The sequence below is a fragment of the Labrenzia sp. THAF82 genome, assembly GCF_009363435.1.
Lineage (GTDB): Bacteria > Pseudomonadota > Alphaproteobacteria > Rhizobiales > Stappiaceae > Roseibium > Roseibium porphyridii.
The window spans coordinates 1,419,035-1,441,317 of sequence record NZ_CP045354.1; the positions used below are offsets into that span (position 1 = coordinate 1,419,035).

21 protein-coding genes are annotated in these 22,283 nt (G+C 55.4%); 10 read left to right on the forward strand and 11 right to left on the reverse strand.

All coding sequences use genetic code 11. From position 1 onward, the window contains the following. Positions 1-918 carry a carbohydrate ABC transporter permease gene (locus tag FIV00_RS06830; RefSeq protein ID WP_152500041.1) on the reverse strand — a complete coding sequence of 306 codons (918 nt, stop codon included), beginning with the start codon at positions 916-918 and terminating at the stop codon, positions 1-3. Positions 919-1,107: 189 nt separating this feature from the next. Continuing rightward, positions 1,108-2,367, reverse strand: coding sequence for an ABC transporter substrate-binding protein (locus FIV00_RS06835; RefSeq protein ID WP_152500042.1), 1,260 nt, complete (start codon positions 2,365-2,367; stop codon positions 1,108-1,110). Positions 2,368-2,486: 119 nt separating this feature from the next. Here FIV00_RS06835 and FIV00_RS06840 point away from each other — a divergent pair, with 119 nt between their 5' ends. From FIV00_RS06840 to FIV00_RS06880, 9 genes are all read left to right on the forward strand, one after another. Beyond that, a complete protein-coding gene (locus tag FIV00_RS06840; RefSeq protein WP_152500043.1) occupies positions 2,487-3,266 on the forward strand; it encodes an IclR family transcriptional regulator in 780 nt (259 codons plus the stop codon). Between the two features lie 25 nt (positions 3,267-3,291). Continuing rightward, on the forward strand, positions 3,292-4,353 hold the full coding sequence (locus tag FIV00_RS06845) for an ABC transporter ATP-binding protein (protein ID WP_152500044.1): 1,062 nt from the start codon (positions 3,292-3,294) through the stop codon (positions 4,351-4,353). 318 nt (positions 4,354-4,671) lie between these two features. Further along, entirely contained in the window at positions 4,672-6,264 is a 1,593-nt protein-coding gene (locus tag FIV00_RS06850) for a BCCT family transporter (RefSeq protein ID WP_152500045.1), read from the forward strand. A 379-nt stretch (positions 6,265-6,643) separates the two neighbouring features. Continuing rightward, complete coding sequence (locus FIV00_RS06855; protein WP_152500046.1) at positions 6,644-7,843, forward strand: substrate-binding domain-containing protein; 1,200 nt, start codon at positions 6,644-6,646, stop codon at positions 7,841-7,843. A 132-nt stretch (positions 7,844-7,975) separates the two neighbouring features. Continuing rightward, positions 7,976-8,758, forward strand: coding sequence for an ABC transporter ATP-binding protein (locus tag FIV00_RS06860; RefSeq protein ID WP_152500047.1), 783 nt, complete (start codon positions 7,976-7,978; stop codon positions 8,756-8,758). Beyond that, a complete protein-coding gene (locus FIV00_RS06865) occupies positions 8,758-9,483 on the forward strand; it encodes an ABC transporter ATP-binding protein (RefSeq protein WP_152500048.1) in 726 nt (241 codons plus the stop codon). Before FIV00_RS06860 ends, FIV00_RS06865 begins: the two co-directional genes overlap by 1 nt. Then, complete coding sequence (locus tag FIV00_RS06870; RefSeq protein WP_152500049.1) at positions 9,480-10,508, forward strand: branched-chain amino acid ABC transporter permease; 1,029 nt, start codon at positions 9,480-9,482, stop codon at positions 10,506-10,508. The genes FIV00_RS06865 and FIV00_RS06870 overlap by 4 nt, the downstream gene beginning before the upstream one ends. A 14-nt stretch (positions 10,509-10,522) precedes the next feature. Further along, positions 10,523-11,584: a branched-chain amino acid ABC transporter permease gene (locus FIV00_RS06875; protein ID WP_152500050.1), complete on the forward strand. Its 1,062-nt coding sequence runs from the start codon at positions 10,523-10,525 to the stop codon at positions 11,582-11,584. Next, complete coding sequence (locus tag FIV00_RS06880) at positions 11,581-12,378, forward strand: alpha/beta fold hydrolase (protein WP_152500051.1); 798 nt, start codon at positions 11,581-11,583, stop codon at positions 12,376-12,378. Before FIV00_RS06875 ends, FIV00_RS06880 begins: the two co-directional genes overlap by 4 nt. A gap of 15 nt (positions 12,379-12,393) precedes the next feature. Here the strand turns inward: FIV00_RS06880 and FIV00_RS06885 are convergent, their stop codons facing one another. The 9 genes from FIV00_RS06885 to FIV00_RS06920 form a co-directional block, all read right to left on the reverse strand. Next, positions 12,394-12,645: a hypothetical protein gene (locus FIV00_RS06885; RefSeq protein WP_152500052.1), complete on the reverse strand. Its 252-nt coding sequence runs from the start codon at positions 12,643-12,645 to the stop codon at positions 12,394-12,396. Beyond that, positions 12,642-13,403 (reverse strand): hypothetical protein, encoded by a 762-nt coding sequence (locus FIV00_RS06890; RefSeq protein WP_152500053.1) that lies wholly within the window; start codon positions 13,401-13,403, stop codon positions 12,642-12,644. Before FIV00_RS06890 ends, FIV00_RS06885 begins: the two co-directional genes overlap by 4 nt. Continuing rightward, positions 13,400-14,467 carry a Rieske 2Fe-2S domain-containing protein gene (locus FIV00_RS06895; RefSeq protein WP_152500054.1) on the reverse strand — a complete coding sequence of 356 codons (1,068 nt, stop codon included), beginning with the start codon at positions 14,465-14,467 and terminating at the stop codon, positions 13,400-13,402. Before FIV00_RS06895 ends, FIV00_RS06890 begins: the two co-directional genes overlap by 4 nt. Continuing rightward, entirely contained in the window at positions 14,464-14,631 is a 168-nt protein-coding gene (locus FIV00_RS29635) for a hypothetical protein (RefSeq protein WP_173005902.1), read from the reverse strand. Before FIV00_RS29635 ends, FIV00_RS06895 begins: the two co-directional genes overlap by 4 nt. Then, complete coding sequence (locus FIV00_RS06900; RefSeq protein ID WP_152500055.1) at positions 14,628-14,849, reverse strand: hypothetical protein; 222 nt, start codon at positions 14,847-14,849, stop codon at positions 14,628-14,630. The genes FIV00_RS29635 and FIV00_RS06900 overlap by 4 nt, the downstream gene beginning before the upstream one ends. A gap of 161 nt (positions 14,850-15,010) precedes the next feature. Next, complete coding sequence (locus FIV00_RS06905; protein WP_152500056.1) at positions 15,011-16,987, reverse strand: thiamine pyrophosphate-dependent enzyme; 1,977 nt, start codon at positions 16,985-16,987, stop codon at positions 15,011-15,013. Between the two features lie 29 nt (positions 16,988-17,016). Beyond that, positions 17,017-18,627, reverse strand: coding sequence for a glutamate synthase-related protein (locus tag FIV00_RS06910; protein ID WP_152500057.1), 1,611 nt, complete (start codon positions 18,625-18,627; stop codon positions 17,017-17,019). Positions 18,628-18,681: 54 nt separating this feature from the next. Continuing rightward, entirely contained in the window at positions 18,682-19,929 is a 1,248-nt protein-coding gene (locus FIV00_RS06915) for a cation:proton antiporter (protein ID WP_152500058.1), read from the reverse strand. Positions 19,930-20,082: 153 nt separating this feature from the next. Further along, on the reverse strand, positions 20,083-20,820 hold the full coding sequence (locus tag FIV00_RS06920; RefSeq protein ID WP_152500059.1) for a DUF1194 domain-containing protein: 738 nt from the start codon (positions 20,818-20,820) through the stop codon (positions 20,083-20,085). A gap of 180 nt (positions 20,821-21,000) precedes the next feature. On the opposite strand from FIV00_RS06920, the gene FIV00_RS06925 reads away from it, so the two are divergent. After that, the gene (locus tag FIV00_RS06925; protein WP_152500060.1) at positions 21,001-22,230 is read left to right on the forward strand and encodes a hypothetical protein; all 1,230 of its coding nucleotides are present in this window, start codon (positions 21,001-21,003) and stop codon (positions 22,228-22,230) included. Positions 22,231-22,283: the final 53 nt, after the last annotated feature.

A 22,283-nucleotide genomic window follows, 5' to 3' on the forward strand; every position in this document is an offset into this window, starting at 1 on the left:
TCAGCGCGCCTTTTCTTCTTTGTACATCGACCAGAGGAAGTAGGCGATGAAGGCCAGCATGATCAGGAACAGGACGACAGCGATCGAAGCGCCGTAGCCCATACGGAAGCCATATTCGGACAGCGCAACCTCGAACATGTAGAAGCTGAGGACGCGGCTGGAGCCGAATGGACCGCCGTTGGTCATGACTGAAATGAGGTCGAATGATCGCAAGGCGCCGATGATGGTGACGACGAATGCGATGAACGTCGCAGGGCGCAGCTGAGGAACGATGATGTACCAGAGCATGCGCCAGCCCTTGGCGCCATCAAGGCGACCAGCTTCGATCTGTTCTGGATCGACGGCATTCAGACCCGTCAGATAAAGGATCATGCAGTAGGCGGTCTGGGGCCAGAGGCCGGCAATGATGATGCCGACGGTTACCCAGTTTTCATCGCCTAGCACGTTCATGGGCGGCAGGCCTACTGAGCCGAGCACCACGTTGAGGATGCCGAATGTCGGATCGTAGAACCAGGTGAAGACCAGACCGACGACGACCTGCGAGATCACGAAGGGGAAAAAGAACAGGGATTTGTAGACCCGGATCCCGGTTACCGTCTGGTTCAGAAAGAGGGCGATAAACAAGCCGGCGGGAATTGCTGCAAGGTACAGCACCAGCCAGATCACGTTGTTTTTCAGGGACGTATAAAAGGCCTCGTCCCAGTAAAGCTCTTCATAGTTGCTGACGCCAACATATTCCGCGGCTCCAAGTCCGTCCCACTGGTACAGAGACAGGTTAAAGGACTGGAAGATCGGGAAGATCACATAGAACAGGAAAAACAGGATACCCGGTGCCAGAAAAAGCCAGGGTGTCAGCTGTTGCTGATTGCGATGCCACCAGGAGCTTTGGCGGGTTCCTTCGACAGATGCTTGAGCCATTGTCGTTGCTCTTCTTTTGATCCGGCAGAGAGTCAGCTCATGTCACGTGCGCGTTCACCCAATTATCAACCGGTCGCCCATTGTCGTCACACGGGCGCGCGCTGCGAGGCCGGTCCCCGAACCTGTCGGAGAAACGAATTGGAAAAGGACAGGGTGCAGGAAGCACCCTGTCCGGCTCGATAGGAGAGCTTACTTGTAGATGCGCTCCTGAGCGCGATCCAGACGATCCAGGATCTTGTCGAGATTGTCCGGCTTGACCATGAATTCCTGCAGGCCTTCCATGGCAACTTTTGCCATTTCAGCCGGAGCATCGCGGTCAAAGAACTGAGCAACGCCGCCCGGAGAGTTGGTGGACAGCATTTCAAAGCCCTGCTCGAGGAACTTGTCCTTATCAACGGAAGACTGTGCATTCACCGGCAGCTGGCCGAGGTTCTTGCCATCGTTGATCTGGGTCTGGATGTCCGGAGATACGACGAATTTCAGGAATTCGCGTGCAGCTTCCTTGTTCTGGGCATTTGCCGGAATGTGGAAGGTGTCGGTCGGAGCATCTTCAGCCTTTTCAACGCCCGGTGTGATTTCAACGAACTGGTAGAAATCGAGCTGGTCGTCAGTCAGGCCTGCATCACGCAGCGGTGCAACAGCAAAGTTGCCCATCAGGTATGCTGCTGCATCACCCTTGACCATGAACGGCAGAGCTTCCTGCCAGCTGTAGGTCTGGTGATTGTCGATGAACGCACCCATGTCGATGAGTTCGCGCCAGTTGGCAAACGTCTGGCGTACTTCGTCAGAGGTCCACTTGGCTTTGCCGGTCAGCAGGTCCATGTGGAAGTCGAAGCCGTTCGTGCGCATGTTCAGGTAATCAAACCAGCCGCCTGCGGTCCAAAGGAACTTGGTTCCGATGGTGTAGCATTTCTTGCCGGCGTCGATGATTTTCTGACAGTTGGCTTTTTCTTCTTCCCAGGTTGTCGGTTCGGAAAGGCCAAGCTCGTCAAAGATGTCTTTGCGGTAGTAAACGCCCCACTGATAGTAGGTGTAGGGCACGCCCCACTGCTTCCCATCAATGGTCATCGCACCCTTGGTCGAGGCCAGGTTGTCGCCGATTGCCGGATCTGCCCACAGGTCAGATACGTCTTCGAACAAGCCTGCTTCAACATAGGGGCGCATGCGGTTTGCCGCATACCAGGTTGCAACGTCCGGCGCATTTGCAGACAGGAAGTTACGGATCTGTGTCTTGTAGGCTTCACGATCGATAACTGTCGTCTCGATGTTCAGATCCGGGTTCTTTTCCTGGAACTGCGAAATCATCTTTTCCATGGTCGCGCGCGGCGCCGGATTGGATGTGTCGAGGAAAATTCTCAGATCGCCTGTCAGGCCGTCAGCAGATGCTCCGCCCATTGAGGCTGCCAGAATGGCAAACGCCGCAGCGGACGTTTTCAGCATGGAACGCATGGTGTCCTCCCTTTAGGTTCCATTATGTGAAACTTAGTTTTGTATATTGATACTTTGCTGCGATCAGGTTAGGTTGTCAACAGGTCCGACATAAAGAAACGGGCCGAGTGGAGGAAAAAATGAACAAGCAGGCCACCGGCGACGGTACGGTCGGAAAGGCTCTTGAAGTGCTCGACAAAGTCGCAGCCGTGGGCCGGCCTGTGCGATTTTCCGAGCTGCTTTCAGAAAGTGCGCATCCCAAGGCGACACTCTATCGTCTGCTGCAGACCCTCGTGAACCAGGGCATGCTGGCCTATGACGACAAGCAGCAGACCTACTCGCTCGGCATCCGTCTTGTTCGGCTGGCACATGCAGCTTGGCGTCAAAGTTCCATCGCGCCCATAGCGCGGCCCTTCATCTCCGCGCTGTCCGACGAGGTTGGCGAGACGGTCCACTTGGCACAGTTGGACAACGGGCAGGTGCTCTATGTCGACAAGCGCAACCCCCAGAATGCGATCGACATGTTCTCGCAGGCCGGAAAGGTCGGGCCTGGGCATTGCACGGGTGTCGGAAAAGCTCTGATGGCTTTTCAGGACCCAAGCGAGATCGACCAGATTATTCAGAAACAGTCTTTTTACAGGTACACGCCGGCAACGCTCGTAACCGAAGCGGCGCTCCGCGCGGAACTTGACCAGATCAGGCAGGACGGCATCGCCTTTGACCGGGAGGAGCACGAACCCGGGATCATCTGTATTGCCGCTCCAATCCTGTCCACCAAAGGGCGGCCGGTCGGCGCCCTGTCCGTGACAACATCAACACAGCGAAAAAATTTGGATGAACTGATGAATGCGCGTCCTGCATTGGAGCAGGCCGCATCCAAGATTGCCGCGGCAGTCGAAGACTGGCAGTTCCCCGCGTGAACATTTCGGAGGGAGTAGAAATAAGATGTCTGGCGTAACTCTTACAAATGCCGTCAAACAATATGGCGATCTTCAGGTGATCCATGGAGTGGATCTCCAGATCGAGCATGGTGAGTTTTGCGTCTTTGTCGGGCCTTCCGGCTGCGGCAAATCCACATTGCTCCGGATGATCGCAGGCCTGGAAGAAACAAGCTCCGGCAAGATCGAGATCGGTGGCCGCGACGTTACCAGAGTGGATCCGGCGGAACGTGGCGTTGCCATGGTGTTTCAGACCTACGCCCTTTATCCGCACATGACGGTTGAAGAGAACATGGGCTTCGGCCTCAAGATGAACGGTCACCCCAAGACCGAGATTCATGAAAAAGTCTCGGAAGCCAGCAGGATCTTGAAGCTTGACCCGTATCTGAAACGCAAGCCGAAAGCGCTGTCCGGCGGGCAGCGTCAGCGTGTGGCCATCGGGCGTGCGATTGTCCGCGGCCCGGAAGTGTTTCTGTTCGATGAGCCGCTCTCTAACCTTGATGCCGAACTGCGTGTCGACATGCGCGTTGAAATCGCACGTCTGCACAAGGATATCGGCGCGACGATGATCTACGTGACGCACGATCAGGTCGAAGCCATGACCCTTGCGGACAAGATCGTCGTGCTGCGCGGAGGTATCATCGAGCAGGTAGGTTCCCCGATGAACCTTTATTCCGATCCGGACAATCGTTTTGTTGCCGGCTTTATCGGATCGCCGAGCATGAATTTCGTTGAAGGCGTGGCAGACGAAGGCGCGGTAATCGTTCCGGCATTTGGCGATACCAAGGTTCCGACATCCGTGGCTTTGCCGGCCAAGGGGGAGAAGGTTCTTGTCGGACTGCGGCCTCAGCATTTCGACATTGCACCGAGCACAGAAGGTGCAAGGGTTGATCTTTGCGAGCAATTGGGCGGTGTTGCCTACACCTATCTGGTGTGTCCGACGGGTGAGCGTGTCATTGTTGAGACAAAGGGCGAGGATCAACCGCCTGCAGACGGAACAGTTTCCGTCTCGTTCGACCCGGCATCGGCGATGTATTTCGACATCAAGACAGAAAAACGTCTGCGCTAAGCAGAGAAAACGCTCCAACTTGCACCAAAGCCCTTCCTCCCGGACTTTGGCTCAAAGTGCATACGACCCCGGCTGTTTGCCGGGGTTTTTTTTGAGTTTCTATCGTCTTTGGGCAACAGGTAAATACTTAAAATTGTCGGATTGGCGTTATTACGCTACGTAAAATCGACAATTGTGACAGAATGTCCTTTCATACTTGACTGTGTCTGCTGCCCTGCGTGGACGGGTTTCTCGAAGAGCGGCGACAAGCCGCCGTCCGAAACAGCAAGCGTGTAACCGCCGAAGGTGGTCGGGTGGCAAAGTCTGGAGGGAATATTTATGAGTAAAACGAAGAAGATGCTGGATCCGGACCCGCGGGTCATGGATTTCAGCACGGAATACGAACTGGGCCAGGATAACATTCGGCCGTTCGGTCTTGATTTGCACAATCCGGTCTTCCTGGTCTCGGCGATCGTGATCGTCGGATTCGTCATGGTTGCCTTGGCAAATCAGGAAGCAGCAGCGTCCTTCTTCGGATGGTTCAGACCCTTCCTGACAAGTACGTTCGACTGGTTTCTCATGTTGTCCGTCAACATCATGGTCGTTTTCTGTTTCTTTCTTGCGCTGTCGCCCCTGGGGAAGGTGAAAATCGGCGGCAAGGATGCGGTTCCGGATTATTCCTACGCGGGATGGATCGCGATGCTGTTTTCTGCGGGCATCGGTATCGGGCTATTGTTTTTCGGCGTTCTGGAGCCGATGTACTATTCGATTCCGGAGCTCAATACATTGCCTCTCGGGTCTGATCCGTCGCTTCCGGGCAATGAAAACATGGGCATTGTTGGCACCGTTTATCACTGGGGCATCAGTGGTTGGGCGGTCTATGTTGTCGTCGGGCTCTGCCTGGCGATTTTCTGCTACAATCTCGGCCTGCCTCTCACGTTGCGTTCGGCTTTCTATCCGATTTTCGGCGAACGCGTTTGGGGTTGGCCAGGTCATGTGATCGACACGCTGGCGGTTTTCGCGACCCTGTTCGGTCTAACCACTTCTCTTGGTCTCGGAGCACAGCAGGTTGCTGCCGGTCTGAACGATGTGTTTGGAATTCCGGTCTCAAGTTCCCTTGTTGTCTGGCTGATCCTCGGCATCACGGCGATTGCGCTCGGATCCGTGCTTCTTGGCATGGACGCAGGCGTGAAGCGGCTCTCTGAGATCAACATGATCATGGCGGCGTGCCTCTTCGTTTTCGTTCTGCTTGTGGGCCCGACCTTTGATCTCATCGCTCAATTCGGTGGCGTCCTTAAAGACTATGTTGTTGCCTTCGTTCCGCTGTCCAACCCGTTCGGCCGGGATGATTTGGGCTACATGCACGGCTGGACCACCTTCTATTGGGCTTGGTGGATTGCCTGGTCACCATTTGTCGGCATGTTCATCGCGCGTATTTCTAAAGGACGGACCGTTCGTGAGTTCATTCTCTGCGTCTTGATTGCGCCCTCACTGGTCTGCGCGCTTTGGATGACCGTTTTCGGTGGTCTTGCTCTCGACCAATTGGCGAATGGCTATACCGGCGCAAAAGACGTGGTGGTGGCCTATCAGCCAGAGCTGTCTCTTTTCCGTATGCTGGATCAGCTGCCGCTCTACAACATTATCGCGCCGATCTCGCTGGTCCTGATCGTGATCTTCTTCGTGACGTCGTCGGACTCCGGTTCGTTGGTCATCGACACGATCACGGCAGGCGGAAAAATGGATGCTCCGGTGGCGCAACGCGTGTTCTGGTGCACTTTCGAAGGCCTGGTTGCGATTGCGCTTCTTCTCGGTGGAGGGCTCAACGCACTTCAAGGAGCGGCGGTTTCGATGGGGATTCCCTTCACCCTGGTCGTTCTGGCGATGTGTTATTGCCTTTACAAAGCGCTTCGATCTGAACGACAAAAAATCTGAAACTGACGCCAAAGGCGCGCTACGGCGCGCCTTTTTTGTTCGGGCGGTCTGCTTCTTGCAGCCGCCTTTTTTGTGTCTTTCGATTTCGGCAGAACCCATCGTGTTGTGAGCACGTCACACAGGCCGTGTCAGACTGAATATCAGTCGAGATCCTCGTTTCCGGTCTGTTGCACACGGAGCCTTAAACACCTTTCTCATTGTGCTCCTGCTGCAAAGCATGCGCCCGCACAACAACGCCTTAAGCGTGTTGAAGCCTTGACATGAATACTGATTCAGGTTTCATATTAGGAGGCGTTAAGCGAAGCAGCGGCGTTTTTTCCAGGCTGGAAACGGTCTGAGATTGCCGGCTGCACCTTGGCGCAAAACGGGAGGAGCATTTATGACCAAGCAGTTTACCCGCTGGGCACTGCCGCTTGTGGCCGGCCTCGGCCTTGCGGCATCGGGGTCCGTTGCCGCTTTTGCGGAAGACATCAAAATCGCCCATGTCTATGGCAAGACGGGACCGTTTGAGGCCTATGCCAAACAGTCTCACACGGGTCTGATGATGGGACTGGAATTTGCCACCGACGGGACAATGGAGATCGACGGCCGCAAGATCGTTGTCATCGAAAAGGACACGCAGCTGAAGCCGGACATAGGTAAAGCGGTTCTTGCCGAGGCCTATGGTGATGATGAAGTGGATCTGGCCGTTGGACCGGTCTCTTCTGGTGTGGCACTCGCCATGCTGCCCGTGGCTGAAGAATATGAGAAGTTGCTCATTGTTGAGCCTGCCGTTGCGGACTCCATCACAGGCGAAAACTGGAACCGGTATGTGTTCCGCACCTCCCGAAACTCTTCTCAGGATGCCATTGCAAATGCGGTTGCTCTGGGACAAGAAGGTGTCTCGGTCGCAACGCTGGCACAGGACTATGCCTTTGGCCGCGATGGTGTCGCTGCGTTCAAGGAAGCGCTGGAAGGCACTGGCGCAAATCTGGTTTTCGAGGAATACGCGCCAACAGACACGAAAGACTTCACGGCAAATGCGCAACGTATTTTCGATGCCTTGAAGGATGAGCCTGGCCGCAAATTCCTGTTTGTTATCTGGGCCGGAGGCGGCAACCCGATCAGCAAGATCAAGGCAATGGAACCGGAGCGCTTCGGCGTTGAAATCGCGACCGGCGGGAACATTCTTGCTGCCATGAAGGCCTATAAGGAACTCCCGGGCATGGAAGGCGCCACCTATTACTACTATGAAATTCCCAAGAACCCGGTGAACGATTGGCTGGTTGCCGAGCATCAGAAACGGTTCGACACGCCACCGGATTTCTTCACAGCTGGGGGCATGTCAGCTGGAATCGCGATTGTCGAAGGCATTCGCAAAGCCGGGTCCACCGACACGGAAGACCTGATCACCGCGATGGAAGGCATGGAATTCGACACGCCAAAGGGCAAGATGATGTTTCGCGCCGAAGATCACCAGGCGCTGCAGCCCATGTACCATTTCAAGATCAAGGTCGATCCGGAGGTCGAATGGGGTATTCCGGAGCTGGTGCGTGAGCTCAAAATAGAAGACATGGATATTCCCGTCCGCAATCAGTGATCCGCATTTGCTGAGCCTGTTGCTCTTGCTAGGTGGCCCCATCACACCTTCGTCCTGGCTGGGCATTCGCTGTTCAGCCAGGCAACGCTCCGATAATACTTTTTCCTCCTACTTGACCTGGGAACACGTGCCGTGACCAAGGAACGTCCCATTCTTGAAACGAGAGACCTTGCGATCCGCTTTGGCGGACACGTTGCGGTTGACCATGTGAGCTGCAGTTTTGACCGGGGCACTTTGACCGCCATCGTCGGGCCCAACGGGGCCGGCAAAACCACCTATTTCAACCTGATATCAGGTCAGCTTGCCGCCACAAGCGGGAGCGTTTGGCTGAATGGCGAGACCATCACCAGACTGTCGGTTCCAGAACGCACCGACAGGGGGATCGGCCGGGCCTTTCAATTGACCAACCTTTTTCCGACATTGAGCGTGCGGGAAAACGTGCGGTTGGTTGCTCAGGCCAAGGCTCGAAAGGGCTTTGACCTTTTTTCCATTGCCGAAAGCCACATTGAATTGCTTGAGCGCGCCGACCACGTGCTCTCGGAGGTCCGGCTCATTGATCAGGCCGACCAAATCGTGTCGGCTTTGCCGCATGGCGACCAGCGTAAGCTGGAAGTTGCGCTCTTGATCGCACTTGGTCCTCAGGTGCTGATGTTCGATGAGCCCACGGCCGGCATGAGTGTAGATGAGGTGCCGGTCATTCTGGAGCTGATCCAGAAACTCAAGGCCGATATGGACCGCACAATCCTGCTGGTTGAACACAAAATGGATGTGATCCGAACGCTCGCAGACCGGATCATCGTGCTGCACAATGGTGCGCTGGTCGCCGATGGTGAACCGGCAGAAGTAATCGCGTTGCCCATTGTCCAGGAAGCTTATCTCGGCAAAGCACCTGCAGAATCTGGGGAGGCGGCGTAGTGTCTGATATTTTGCTTTCGCTCTCCGGCGTTCACACTCATATCGGGCCCTATCACATACTGCAGGGGGTGGATCTTCTTGTTCCCGAAGGTGGCGTCACCGTATTGCTTGGGCGAAACGGTGCAGGCAAAACCACGACCCTGCGCACCATCATGGGACTTTGGACGGCAAGCCGCGGTGACATCCGGTTCGAGGATCAAGTCATCACCAAATTCGCAACGCCGGAGATTTCGCGGCGTGGCATCGCCTTTGTGCCCGAAGATATGGGCATCTTTACCGATCTGACTGTCTCGGAAAACATGATGCTTGCCGCATCGAACGGCCCGATCGACGAAAAACGCCTTTCATGGATAACCGATCTGTTTCCTCCTATAGGCACTTTCTGGAAATCGTCCGCAGGTACCTTGTCCGGTGGACAAAAGCAGATGTTGTCTGTCGCACGCGCAATCATCGAACCCCGGCGTCTCATCCTCATCGACGAGCCGACCAAAGGCCTTGCTCCTGCGATCATCAAGTCGATGACGGACGCGCTGAAAGAGTTGAAGGAAACGGACACCACCATCCTTCTGGTCGAACAGAATTTCGCAATGGCCTCCAGCATTGGCGACACCGTTGCTGTGATGGATGACGGTCGCATCATTCACGCCGGTAACATGCAGGAACTGGTTGAAGACACGGCCCTTCAGGAAAAGCTGATGGGACTCACGCTGGAGGTCCACCAATGAGCGACACCTCGATCAAACCACGCATCGAAAAAGTTCCGCTAAGCGAACAGTTCTTCCAGAAACTGCCGGTCATGCTGGTTCCCTTGCTAGCCTTGGCAGGGCTGCTTGCCATCGGAAATCCGGCAAGTTGGTTGACGCTGACTGTCGCGGGTCTTGCCATGGGCATGATGATTTTCATCATGGCCTCGGGTTTAACAGTGGTTTTCGGGCTCATGGACGTCATCAATTTCGGCCATGGAGCTTTTGTGGCGATCGGGGCCTTTGTGGGGTTCACGGTTCTGGCATGGCTGGCCGGTTGGACAGAATCTCCGAGCGTCTTGTTGAACCTCTTTGCCGTTCTGATCGCGATCCTTGCAGCAATGCTGGTGACCGGGTTGCTTGGATACGCATTTGAACGGGTCATCGTCATGCCGGTCTATGGCGAGCACCTGAAGCAGATCCTTGTAACCATGGGCGGGCTGATTGTTGCCCAGCAGATGATCTACGTGGTCTGGGGCCCGGACGAGCTCCATATTTCGCGTCCCGAAGCCTTCCAGGGTTCGCTCATTTTCGGGGAGGCCGCGATCGAGAAATACAGGCTTGTCGCCGTTGGTATCGGGCTCGCGTTGTTTCTCGCCATGCGGCATATATTGCAAAATACCAAAGTTGGTTTGCTGGTACGTGCCGGTGTTGAAAACGGCGAGATGGTCGAAGCTCTTGGGTATCGGATCCGCCGACTTTTCCTGGTCGTTTTCATGACCGGATCGGCACTGGCCGGCTTGGGAGGTGTCATGTGGGGCCTCTACCAGGAAACCATTACCGCTCATATGGGCTCAGAGATCATGGTGCTTGTTTTCATCGTGGTGATTATTGGCGGATTGGGTTCCGTCGAAGGCTGTTTCATCGGAGCGCTGATGGTTGGCCTCCTGGCCAATTACACAGCCTTTCTGGCTCCAAAGGTGGCCTTGATTTCGACCATCGCTCTGATGGTGGTGATCCTGATGTGGCGGCCTCAAGGCCTTTATCCGGTCGTTAAGGCAAAGTAGGGCGGGCGAAAAGCATGTTGACGAAACTTCTTTCCGGTGACACGCCACGCAGCCGCCTTCTGACGGTGATCCTGCTGGTCGTGCTGGTATGCCTGGCGTTTGCTCCTTTTCTTTTTCCAGGAACAAAATCGCTGGAGACGGCGGCAAGGATCTGTATCTTCATCGTTCTGGTTGCCAGCTACGATTTGTTGCTCGGCTATGCGGGGATCGTGTCCTTTGCGCATACGATGTTTTTCGGAATTGGGGCCTATGGGACGGCTCTTGCACTTTCCGCTACGGGGCCGAGCTATTTCTCCCTTGCATGGGGAACATTGGCAGGCGCTGTTCTGGCAGCCGTTTTTGCGCTTGCTATCGGTCTCTTTTCATTGAGGGTGAAGGCAATTTTCTTCGCAATGGTGACGTTGGCGGTCGCGAGCGCCTTTGCCGTTCTTGTGTCGCAAATGTCCTGGCTGACGGGCGGCGAAGATGGCTTGAATTACAAGATCCCGAGGGAGCTCACACCAGCCTTCAAGCTCGTCAAGGAGAAGGTCCTTGACGTTCGGATCAATGGTAAGCTGCTGGCCTATTATCTCGTGTTCTTTGCATCTGCATTCCTGTTTCTTGTCATGCTGAGGATCGTGAATTCCCCGTTCGGGCGAACCTTGAAGGCGGTGCGTGACAACGCTTTCAGGGCAGAAGCAATCGGCTATCGTGTTGTCTGGTATCGAACAACAGCAACCGTTCTCTCCGCGGTGATGGCGGCGCTGGCCGGTTCCCTACTCGCCGTCTGGCTGCGCTACACAGGACCTGCAACAACCCTCTCGATGGAAATCATGATCGACATTCTCTTGATGGTCGTGATAGGAGGCATGGGCACGCTCTATGGCGCAGTGTTGGGGGCGACGCTGTTCATTCTGGCTCAAACCTATCTGCAAAATCTGATGGGTATCGCTTCGGAGGCCACCAGCGCGGTGCCATTTTTCTCAACGCTGGTTGCTCCGGAGCGCTGGCTGCTCTGGTTGGGCGTGCTGTTTATTTTGTCTGTGTATTTCTTCCCGTCGGGGATCGTCGGGCGATTGAGGGCAGGACGTGCGTGAGCACCAATTCGCTTTATATCCGGGATGAGGGAAAAGGCCGGCCACTGGTGCTGGTGCATGGATGGTCCTGTCCCGGGCAATTCTTTGACGATCAGACGCTTGCTTTGAAAATGTATGCCCGCTGCATTGTCCCGGATCTTCCCGGTCACGGCAAAACCGGGAGCTATTCGCCGCTCAGTATCGAAGCAGCAGCCGATGCGCTTTACGAGTATCTTCTCGCTGAAAACCTGAGCGACATTGTTCTGTGCGGCTGGTCGATGGGCGCGCTGGTGATCTATTCAATGATAGAACGCCACGGGTCGGAGCGGCTGTCGTCGGTCGTTGCCATCGACATGACGCCCAGGGTTCTTAATGACGAGGCCTGGTCAAATGGAACGCTGAATGGGCTGGATACTACCCAGAACGCGCATGTGATCGACGGGATCATTGCCGATTGGTCCAAACTGCCGGGCCGGATTGCACGGCGCCTTTTTGCCGACGGTCTGCCGATTGATCAGGAGTTGATCGATAAGGTTGCCGTGGAAATAGCGCGCGAGGACCCGGGTCTGCTGCGAGAGATGTGGATGTCACTGACAGCGCAGGACTTCAGGCCATTGTTGAAGTCCTTTCCAGTGCCTCTTCATCTTGCTTCAGGTGCGCGTAGCCAGCTTTACGGTTGCGGGGTCCGCCAATGGCATCTGGACAATGTGCCCGACTTTCATTTGCATCTGTTCGAACAGTCCGGACACGCTCCGCATCTGGAGCAGCCTGAGGCGTTCAATCAGTTTCTTCTGGATGTCATCCAATCAGACTGATGCAATTCTTGCCGCTCAGTGGCCATTACCGAATTTTGACAAGATAAAGCCGATAATCCGGTCAAGAAACGTAAGCACCAGAAACACTGCCAACAGGCCGACAAAGAAGCGCATGTCGGTGAGCAAGGTTCCCTTTGTCAGGTCCAACATGCGTACGCTCGAATTGGCATAGATCCAGACATAGTAAGCGATTGCCGCGAGCGCTCCCGTCAGTACGAGCGAAACAACAATCGTCTGCCAGGTCGGTTTTTGAGGTGTCTCGCTCATTTCAAGATCCTCGCGGTCGCCAGATCCACTTTGAAGACCATCAGGTCATCCAACCTTTCGACTTCGCCTTCAACCTCGATGTAAAGCGCGAGCAGCGACTTGAGTTCGTCGCCAAGCAAATTGCCATCCTTGTCGGCCATCATGAAAAAGTTGCGGTTCTCGACCGGACCGGATGAAACGAAAACCGGCGGAATTCCACCGGTCAGGCAAAGATCCGCACAGGCTTTGTGAGCAAGGCCCCTGCCAGGCCGCATAGCGCCCGCATAGCATTTGCCGTCACAGATTTCGCCGGCAAGTTTCCAGCGGCCAAGCGGAACCGCTTCGCTGGGAGCAAATTCCTCGGTTTCGTCTTCAACGGCTTCAACGCGGCCGACCTGAACCATTGTCAAGTCGCCCCGATTTACCGGAACACCGCGTATTGAAACGGCAGACCCCTTGTGGGCTTCAGCCTGTTTGAAGACACCCCGTTTGCCCTGTCCAGCCAGCATGTAGGTCTTTGCCGGTTCACCGTCCTTGGCGGGCACCCGAAACACCGGGTATGGCCTCAGTTCCAATATGCCCGCGGTTTCAAATCGGTTTCCCCACTGGAAGCCGCCGGCGCCAGGGTCGTTTTGCGTTGACGAAAGAGCCAGTGCGGCGAGACCGAGACCTGCAACGAAGCAGACGGAGAAAACGCCCAGGAACATTACAAGAGTTTTGGGGACCGCGTTCAGATAGCCGACAAAAAACGGCGCTTCTTTGGTCTGTCTCCAGGTCATGCCGCTTCTCCTATCTCAACAGGCTCGACATAGGTGCCCGGTGGTTGAGGATTGGGGTCGAGCAGAACGGTCGATCCGATCAGTTTGAGCCGATAGGTTGAAATCTTCTCTGTGAAAGGTTCAGGCGCACGGCCGTCTGCGAGATTGTACTGGTAGCCGTGCCAGGGACAGGTAATGCATCCCCAAAGCACCTTGCCTTCGCCGAGTGGACCATTCTGGTGTGCACAGGCATTGGTTATGGCGGAAAGCTTGCCATCATATTTGAAGATGGCAACGCGCTCGTCTTCGGTGAGCGTCACGACCTTCGCGCAATCGTCGTCTATTTCTTCAAGCTCTCCGGCAACGACCCAACCGGCTTCCTGGAGTGAGGCCTTTGCGGTTTGTTCGCCGCGTTCCCGTCTGGCTTCCATGCGGCCGGTCGCAAAATGCAGACCGCAAACAAGAACAACGCTGGCCGCCACGACGCTGGTGAAGATCGGGTCGGCGGGGCCCTGAAGTGCCCCGAGCGCAACGTGAAGCACAGCGAAGGCGTACGCGGCATAGATAGACATATGCAGCGCTTTCCAGATTGGTGCTCCCAGAAAACTCAGCCAGAAGTCGTGGCTTGTTGCTGCCAGGACAAACAGGATTATCAAGGCCGCAATACCAAGGGCTTCGAAAGGGAAGCCGAGCAGTTGGCCGTAGTTTGTGTTGGATGACAACAAGGCGACATAGCGGTCGGTCGGCGAGAAATTGAAATACCATGTCAGCACGTAGTTCGCATGGACGGCGGCAATGCCCGCGGTCATGACACCGAAGTGGCGGCGATTGTAGAGCAGTGGAAGGAACCGCCGGTCAAGGCGAGCGAGCGGACCGATGCACAAGATCACTGTCAGCATCAAGAAGGCGCAGCTGCCAAAGGCGCGCATTCTCAAGATAGCGCCATCAATCGGCTTGGTGACATCTTCAAACATCGGGCCGACACGAATGAAGATGTAGAGATAAAGCGCAACTGCAATCAGCAGCACGGCATCATAGAAGATCTTGTTCCGGTTCCAGATGACGGGCGTATATTGAACACTCATTGTGCTGCCTCCGTCGAACCACTTTCCGGAGCCTCGATCAAGACGGCCGGACGATCAACCGGAGGCGTTTGCCGCAGGGCGAGAATTGTGAAGAAGGCGAGGGGAAGCAAGATGCCAAGGATCGTCCAGATCCTGGCATGGGCTGTACGGTGAGCACGTTTCATCGCCGCGCCTCCCCATGCTTTTCAAGCACGACCCAACGATAGATCACCAGAGGCCAGATTAGGCAAATGCCTGGAATGAGCAGGGGCCGGAAAGCGTAGGACCCGCGTGAGGACGGCTCTATCCGGTCAATGCCAATTACCAGGAACAGAGCTGCAACAACACCACCTGCCATCAGGTAGTACTGGCCTATTTCGATCAAAAATTCTGCTGTTTGCAATTTACGGCTCCAGCTTTATCAACTTTGCGTCTTTTCACCCGGGTCAAGCTTCCGGTGTCCAGTAAACACCAGCCACTTGTCGTTTGCACCGGTAAAGACCGGTGGCAGTGCGGCATCCGGTATCGCCCCGGCGCAGCAGGAATGACGGCATTCCTACCTCCTCAAACCAGATCGGCGTCGGTGATGATTTCCACAAGCGACGGCCCATTGTGAGCGATTGCCTCGGCAATGGCACTCTTCAGATCAGCGCTATCGGTCACTCTGTGTCCTTGTCCACCGCAAAGCCGCGCAAAGGCCGCGAAGGATGGATTTGTGAGGTTGGTTTCCCACACCGGCCATTCACCGGAACGCTGTTCTTTCGAGATCTTGCCGAGCTCGGAGTTGTTCAGGAGGATATGTGTGATGTTCATCCCGTATTTTACGGCAGTGGTGAATTCCATCGCATATTGACCGAACCCGCCGTCGCCGGAGATCGAGATGACTTTGCGGCCATGATACTGTTCGAAGTCCTGTGTGGCACACCAGGCACCAATGGCTGCGGGTAGGCCAAAGCCGATTGAACCGAGATAACCTGACATCAAGATACGCTGACCACGTGGTTCAAAATAACGGCCGAAGGAATAGGTGTTGTTGCCGACATCGACGGGAATGATCGCGTCTTCCGGGCACAATTCGCTCAAGACCTTGAAGATTGCTGCTGAGTGAATGCCCTGGCCGCGCTCTTCCGTTAGACGGCGCTCCTTTTCCTCGCGCCAGATCTGCCAGCGTTCGACAAGCTCGGAAACCTGATCGGCAGCGTCGGAAGCCTTTGTCACCTGAGGCATGACTGCTTCACAGAAAGTGCCAATTTCTCCCCAGACCGGTAAAGAGACAGGATGGAATTTTCCGAGTTGCATGCGTTCGAAATCGACCTGAATGATCGGTTTGTAGGGGGCAATGCCGGTGTGGTTTGCAAATGATGATCCAAGAGAAACGATCAGGTCCGCTTCATTCATGAACCAGCTTGCAATCGGTGTCCCGGATCGGCCAAGAACACCAGCGGCGAGCGGGTGCGTGTCCGGGATCAGACCCTTGCCCTTGAAGGTCGTCATAACCGGTGCGCCGATCTTCTCGGCCAGGGCTATAACCTTGTCCCTGACATCCTTGGCACCATAGCCAAGAACGATCGCTGGGCGTTTTGCGCCATTGATCATCTCGATGGCTTTATTGAGATCTTCCGTTGAAGGGGTCACCTTAGAGCCGCCAATTCGCCCTTCGGGAGATCCGGCATCTTTCTCGCTCGGGATCGTCTGGACATCGTCTGGAAAGATCAGGTTTGAGACATCCCGTTCAACGATTGCTGTCTTGAGTGCCAACGACATGAGCTCGGCATGGTTGGACGTGCTGAGGACGGGCTGGGAGAAACGCGATACGGCATCGAAGGCCGATTTAAGGTCAATGTCCTGAAATGCACCCGGTCCGAAGACCTGTGTCTGGACTTGGCCCGTCAGGGCAAGAACCGGAGCCCGGTCCACCTTGGCATCCCATAGGCCTGTGAGAAGGTTTGTTGCGCCCGGTCCTGCAATGGTCAGGCAGCCTGCAGGCTTTCCCGTCAACTTGCCATAGGCAGATGCTGCGAAGGCTGCTGCGCCTTCGTGCCGGATACCGACATAGCCAAGTTTGCCCTTGTTGACCTGAAGCCGAATGGCATCTGCCAGCCCGAGATTGGAGTGGCCAACCATGCCAAAGACACGTTTTACGCCCCAGTTCACCATGGTCTCGGCCATGACATCGGTGACAGTCCGCTCGTGCTCCGGTTCAGCCTCTATCCCGACAAAAACCTCTCCGTTCTCGATCTTGAGTGGGAAGACTTTTTGGCCCGTGTCTTCGTGACCGCCAGGAGGCGCACCGGTCAGTGGGTCGAAATCCCACCCATGCCATGGACACCGGATCCAGCATTTGCCATCGGTGCCCTTTTCAATCGAACCCTCCCCGAGAGGGCCGCGTTGATGCGGGCAATGATTGTCCATCGCAGCCCATTGGCCGTCGAAATGCGACAAGCAGATGGAAGTGGTTCTTGCGGTGACGGTCTTGACCCGGCCTTCCGGCAGATCATCGACATGTGCGACCTTGATCCAGTCGAGATTTTGAGCGTCCATTTTCTGGTCTCCCTTGAAGTCGGTCCGTGTCAGGCAACGCCGCCAAAGGCTACACCGGAAAGATCCGAAATTTCCCGTTTCCAAGTCGTCAGATCCTCCTCACAAAACTGGTTGAGGTGGGAATAGCCACAGGCACGGGCCATTACCTGCATCAGCTCCACGGAGGCATCAAAGAAATTGGTCAGTTGTCGGGCTGACTTCTCGATTTGCAGGCGGTTGACCAAATGGGGTTTCTGCGTCGCGATCCCAACGGGGCAATTGTTGGTGTGGCAGGCACGCATCGCTATACAGCCGATCGCCTGCATGGCCGAGTTGGAAACGGCGACGGCATCTGCGCCGAGTGCCAAGGCTTTCAGGAAGTCAGCCGGTTTTCGAAGGCCGCCGGTGATCACAAGGGTCACGTCTGATCGTCCGAGCCTGTCCAGATGCCGCCGGGCACGGGCAAGGGCTGGAATCGTCGGGACTGAGATGTTGTCCCGGAAAATGATCGGAGCCGCACCCGTGCCACCGCCCCGGCCGTCCAGAATGATGTAGTCGACACCGACCTCCAGTGCGGCATCAATGTCCTTCTCAATGTGCTGGGCTGAAAGCTTGTAACCGATTGGAATGCCGCCTGTGCGGCTACGAACTTCGTCGGCAAATTCCTTGATCTGCGAGACTTCCGTCCAGTCCGGAAAACGCGGTGGAGAGATGGCATCCTCACCTTCATTCAAACCGCGAACTTCGGCGATCTTGCCCTTCACTTTTGAACCGGGCAAATGGCCTCCCGTGCCGGTCTTGGCGCCTTGTCCCCCCTTGAAGTGGAAGGCCTGTACCTTGTTGAGCTTGTCCCAGTCGAAGCCGAACCGGGCAGACGCCAGCTCATAGAAATATCGCGAATTTGCTTCCTGTTCTTCAGGCAGCATGCCGCCTTCACCTGAGCAGATGCCCGTGCCGGCAAGTTCGGCGCCGCGCGCCAACGCAACCTTTGCCGGCTCGGACAATGCGCCATAGCTCATATCTGAAACGAAGAGCGGTATCTTAAGGCGCAGCGGCTTTTGGGCATTGGGGCCAATCACGACATCCGTTCCGACCGGATCGTCGTCCAGAAGAGGCGGGCGGTGCAGCTGAGCGGTCAGAATTTGAATGTCGTCCCAGTCGGGCAACTGTGTTCTGGGTACACCCATTGCGTCGACCCTGCCGTGATGGCCGGTTTTTGTGAGGGCGTCACGGGCGTATTGCTGGATGAGCCCGGTATAAGGCTCTTCTTCCGTGCCATGGCTGGTGTCGGCATAAAGGCCGAGATACTGGTCGCGGTCGAAGGGTTGAGGATGCTCTTTTGCCCAGGCGGCAATCTCGTCTTCATCGACAACAACTTTGTCGTCCTCGATCCAGCTGGAGAATTTCGGAAGCGCTTCGGAGTTGTTGTATTCGGAGACACCACTGTCGAGCCGATAGTCCCAATAGTGCAGCCCGCAAATCAGATTGTCGCCGTCAACATACCCATCCGACATAAGCGCACCACGATGGAGGCAGCGCCCATAGAAAACAGAGACATCGTCGTCGAACCGGACGACAACCAGGTCAACACTTGCAACAAGCGCGTATTGAGGGTCCCTGTCTGCCAGTTCGCTCAGATTTGCTACAGCTGTCTTCTTCATTTCTTCCCCCGGCTACCGGCTCTATTGCCTTGGCTTGTTGAATATGAGCGCCAGTCAGTCTGGCTGCGTTTCCGGCCGCATCGATGGAACACTCACCATCTCAGCAGCTTCATCTTGTGTTGACATGCGCGCGCCGTACCACTTGGCGAACGGCACCGCGGTGATGCCGTGGAGCACAGCGCTGATCCAGACTGCGTTGACGGCGAGGTTGAGCAGTTGCTCACCGATTTCATGATCGATCTGATCAACGACCAGCAGGGCAAACAGCGCTGTTGCCAGACCGCGTGGTCCGAACCAGCCAAAGAACAGTTTTGTCAACGGCGAAGCGTCCGTTCCACTGAGCGACAGCCAAACGGCAAGCGGACGCACAATAAAGAGGCTGATCAGGATGATTGCGAGGCTTCCACCGTCAAGATGGGCAATTGCAGTTGGAACGAGGGCCAGACCAATCAGGAAAAAAGCGCCCCAGGCCAGCATCTGGCCTTCGCTTTCGGTGAATTCGTAAATGAATGCGCACTGGCCCTTGATGACATTGCCGAAGAAAAGGCCGGCAACAAATGCTGAGATAAAGCCGTTGCCGTCGACAAGACCGGCGGCCAGATAAGCACCGCCCGCCATGGCGATGGCACCAATGCCTTCAATAGTCACCGTCGTCATCTTGCGCTGTTTTGCCGCCAGAAACATGATGCCTCCGACCGCACCGACAACACCTCCGACAAGCGGCCCCAGCACAACCTGTTTTGCCCCGAAGAGCAGCCAGTTCGTGGCGGTGGGCTGCATCATTTCACCTGCGAGGCTGGCAAAGAGCAGGATCACCGGCAAAGCCAGACCATCGTTCAGGCCGCTTTCCAACGTCAGGGCCCTGCGTACCCGCTCAGGAACGGCCTTATTGGTAACGACGGCTTGCCCAAGGGCGGCATCGGTTGGGGCGAGGAGCGCTGCTGCCAGAGCTGCTACGATCAAGGGTTCGGTGGAAAAGAATGGCGCTGCTGCAGCAGTGCCCAGAACCACTGCCAACGGAAGGCCGATAAGCAGCATGCGCAGCGGCCATTGGTGGCGTTTTCGAATGGCTTGCAGGTTGATCTGGGCCGCATCAAGGAACAGAAGGATGATCAACGCAAGTTCGGCCACGATATGCAGCAGATGCTCTGCATCCTGAAAGGGAAACATCCCTGTCTGAGACATTAGGAAGCCGAAGCCCAGAAACAGCATCGGCGCTGTTAAAATGCTTCTGGAAAGCGTTTTTGCCAGCAAGGTGTAACTCACCGTAAACATTGCCAGCATCAAAAGACCGGTGGCCATGAATGCACTCTCTCCCAAAGCCCACGGCAGCATTTAGGCTCGATGGCACCGCAGGCTCAAATCATAACCCGATGACACTCGTGTGTGGCAACTGTGAATTTACCCGAGGTCAGATTTGCTGGACGTCGGCCATTGATCTGCGAGAGAGAATTTTTATTGCGCCTGTGCGAAACGCTGCAGGATCTTGTCGGCGTCTTCCGGGCGTGCAGCAATTTCCAGAATCAGTTTCTTGCGCACGGCATCTGCAAATGTTGCGGCACTGTCGGCCGTCACTACGAAGGCTGCGGGACCACCAATGATGTCCTGATGGAACCTTTCCTCAAGGTCGTAGGCCACAGGGCGCCCGGAACAATGACGGCACAGAACGGCGAGGCCGTTGATCACGATCCCTGATGAAACGACAGTTTCTCTGGCCTCGTGAATGGTCGGACCGTTCCAGTTGTTGGCACTGTCGGCGGACAGATCGATGACACGCCGCAATCCGGTATAGGCGTTGGTGTCGATCAATTCCTTGCCTTTTAGAAGGGCTGCGCCAATCGCGTTCCGTCCGAACGCGCGGCGCGGTGGCTCCAAAAGCCTTGCCGCAAAGTCTTCCGCAGATGCCTTGCCATCTATGACTGTCCAATCGACAACAACGTCCTGCGAGAACATGTCGGCCCATTCAACATAGGTCACAACGATCTTCCCGTAAGCATTGCTGGCAATGGCGCTCAGCACTGACGGATCCGTGATCGCTTCGGCATAACCTTGCCTTTGGAACTGGATCTCGGCGTCGTCGATCGAGCCGGTCGCGTCGGCCAGAAGCACGAGTTCAAGGTCCAGTTCTTCGGACACGGTAGGCGTCGCCGTGAGGAAACACCAGGCAAAGACCAGAGCCGCAATCCGTTTCATATGCCCCTCCTATCAGGCCATTCACCTGCAGTAGCTAGGGCAGCAAGCGGAAAAAGGAAAAGTGCGGAGAAATGGAGAGCCTGAATTTATTGCGAATTTTTGCCAAATTTCTTTTTGGGCAACCAAGATTTTAACACACTTTCTCGCATTTCTTTGGGGGTGCATTCGAGGAGCAGTGTTTTGGAGATTGTTTGGCCTGATGCAAAAAAGCTCGCTGGTTCATTCCTTGTCGCTGTGCTCTTTCTTTTCTTAAACAGTGTGGTTGGGAGAGCGGAGGGAAACGATGCGAAACCTGAAGGAGATATTCGGGTTGAGCTGGAGGCAGACAGCTTTGCGATTGGCGAAGAAATCAAGATCAATGTAATCAATGAGCGCGCTCCGTCGGGTTCCAGCGTCGTTCTCTGGTTGTGGCCTGTCATGCCGGGTGACGTGAACGAGCGCGGTTATTACTCAAGCCCTGGCTGCAAAGGCGCACTAACCCCGGTTACGCTCCCATTTAATCCCGACGAAACCAATACTTTCTATTGGAGCGGTCTCTTCACATGGTGGGCTCCGTTTGATCTTCCTATTTCATGTAAGAACTTTTCAGCTGGCCGCTTTGAGATACACGCGCAATTCTATCGCGATAAAAATGTCCCGGTGGTTGGACGGCCAACTAGGTCACAAGATACCAAGTTGCAGCAATCGGCGACATCTCGACCGTTTGATTTGACGGGCGACATCGACATGAGCCGCCTCAAGAATAAGCTCAACAGCCGTGCGGTTAGTTTTGTCTGGGATTTACTGCAGTTACCGAATTCGAGCGATATCTTGCAAGACGCCTTGCTGAACATCAACGAATTGAGGGATCTAGGTGGTGGGTACTATTGCCTGACGAAAGAAATCCCTTTGCTTTTTTCTGGTGTCGTCGAGGCCTGCACTGCTGAGCCAGTGGTTACACCACTTGGGCTGAGGCTTCCGCATGGCGACTACATAAGTGTTCGCGGAAAAGGTGAAGCCACGAAAAACGTGGAGCAGTTCCGCAATGCTCTCGTGATTGCAAGAGACGCCGTTTCACAGCCATTGCTTGGCCGAATGGGCCTTTCATCAAGCAATCGTGATAGGAAACGCGAACGTTGCCAGTCACCCGGTCAGATTTGGTGCCGAGGGACAGTCGCTTACACCGATGAGGGCTCCGAGTTGATGGTGTCGGTTCAGAACTGGGCTGTCTCAGAGAACGCGGAGTTGTGGCTGTTCCACCTTCAATTTCACATTTTGGAGCAATACAAAACAAAGTCTAAAGGGGAGAGTTTTGTCTGTGTCAACGAAGACGGAAAAGTTCTGCGGATTGCAAACGCAGAACGCGGCTCAAATTCGGCAGAGCGCTTGCACGAAGCGTTTCACAACAAGACCTTTGCTTGTCTCCAATGACCATTGCCATTGCGACTGAATAAAAAACAAACCCGCCCTCCAACGGAGAGCGG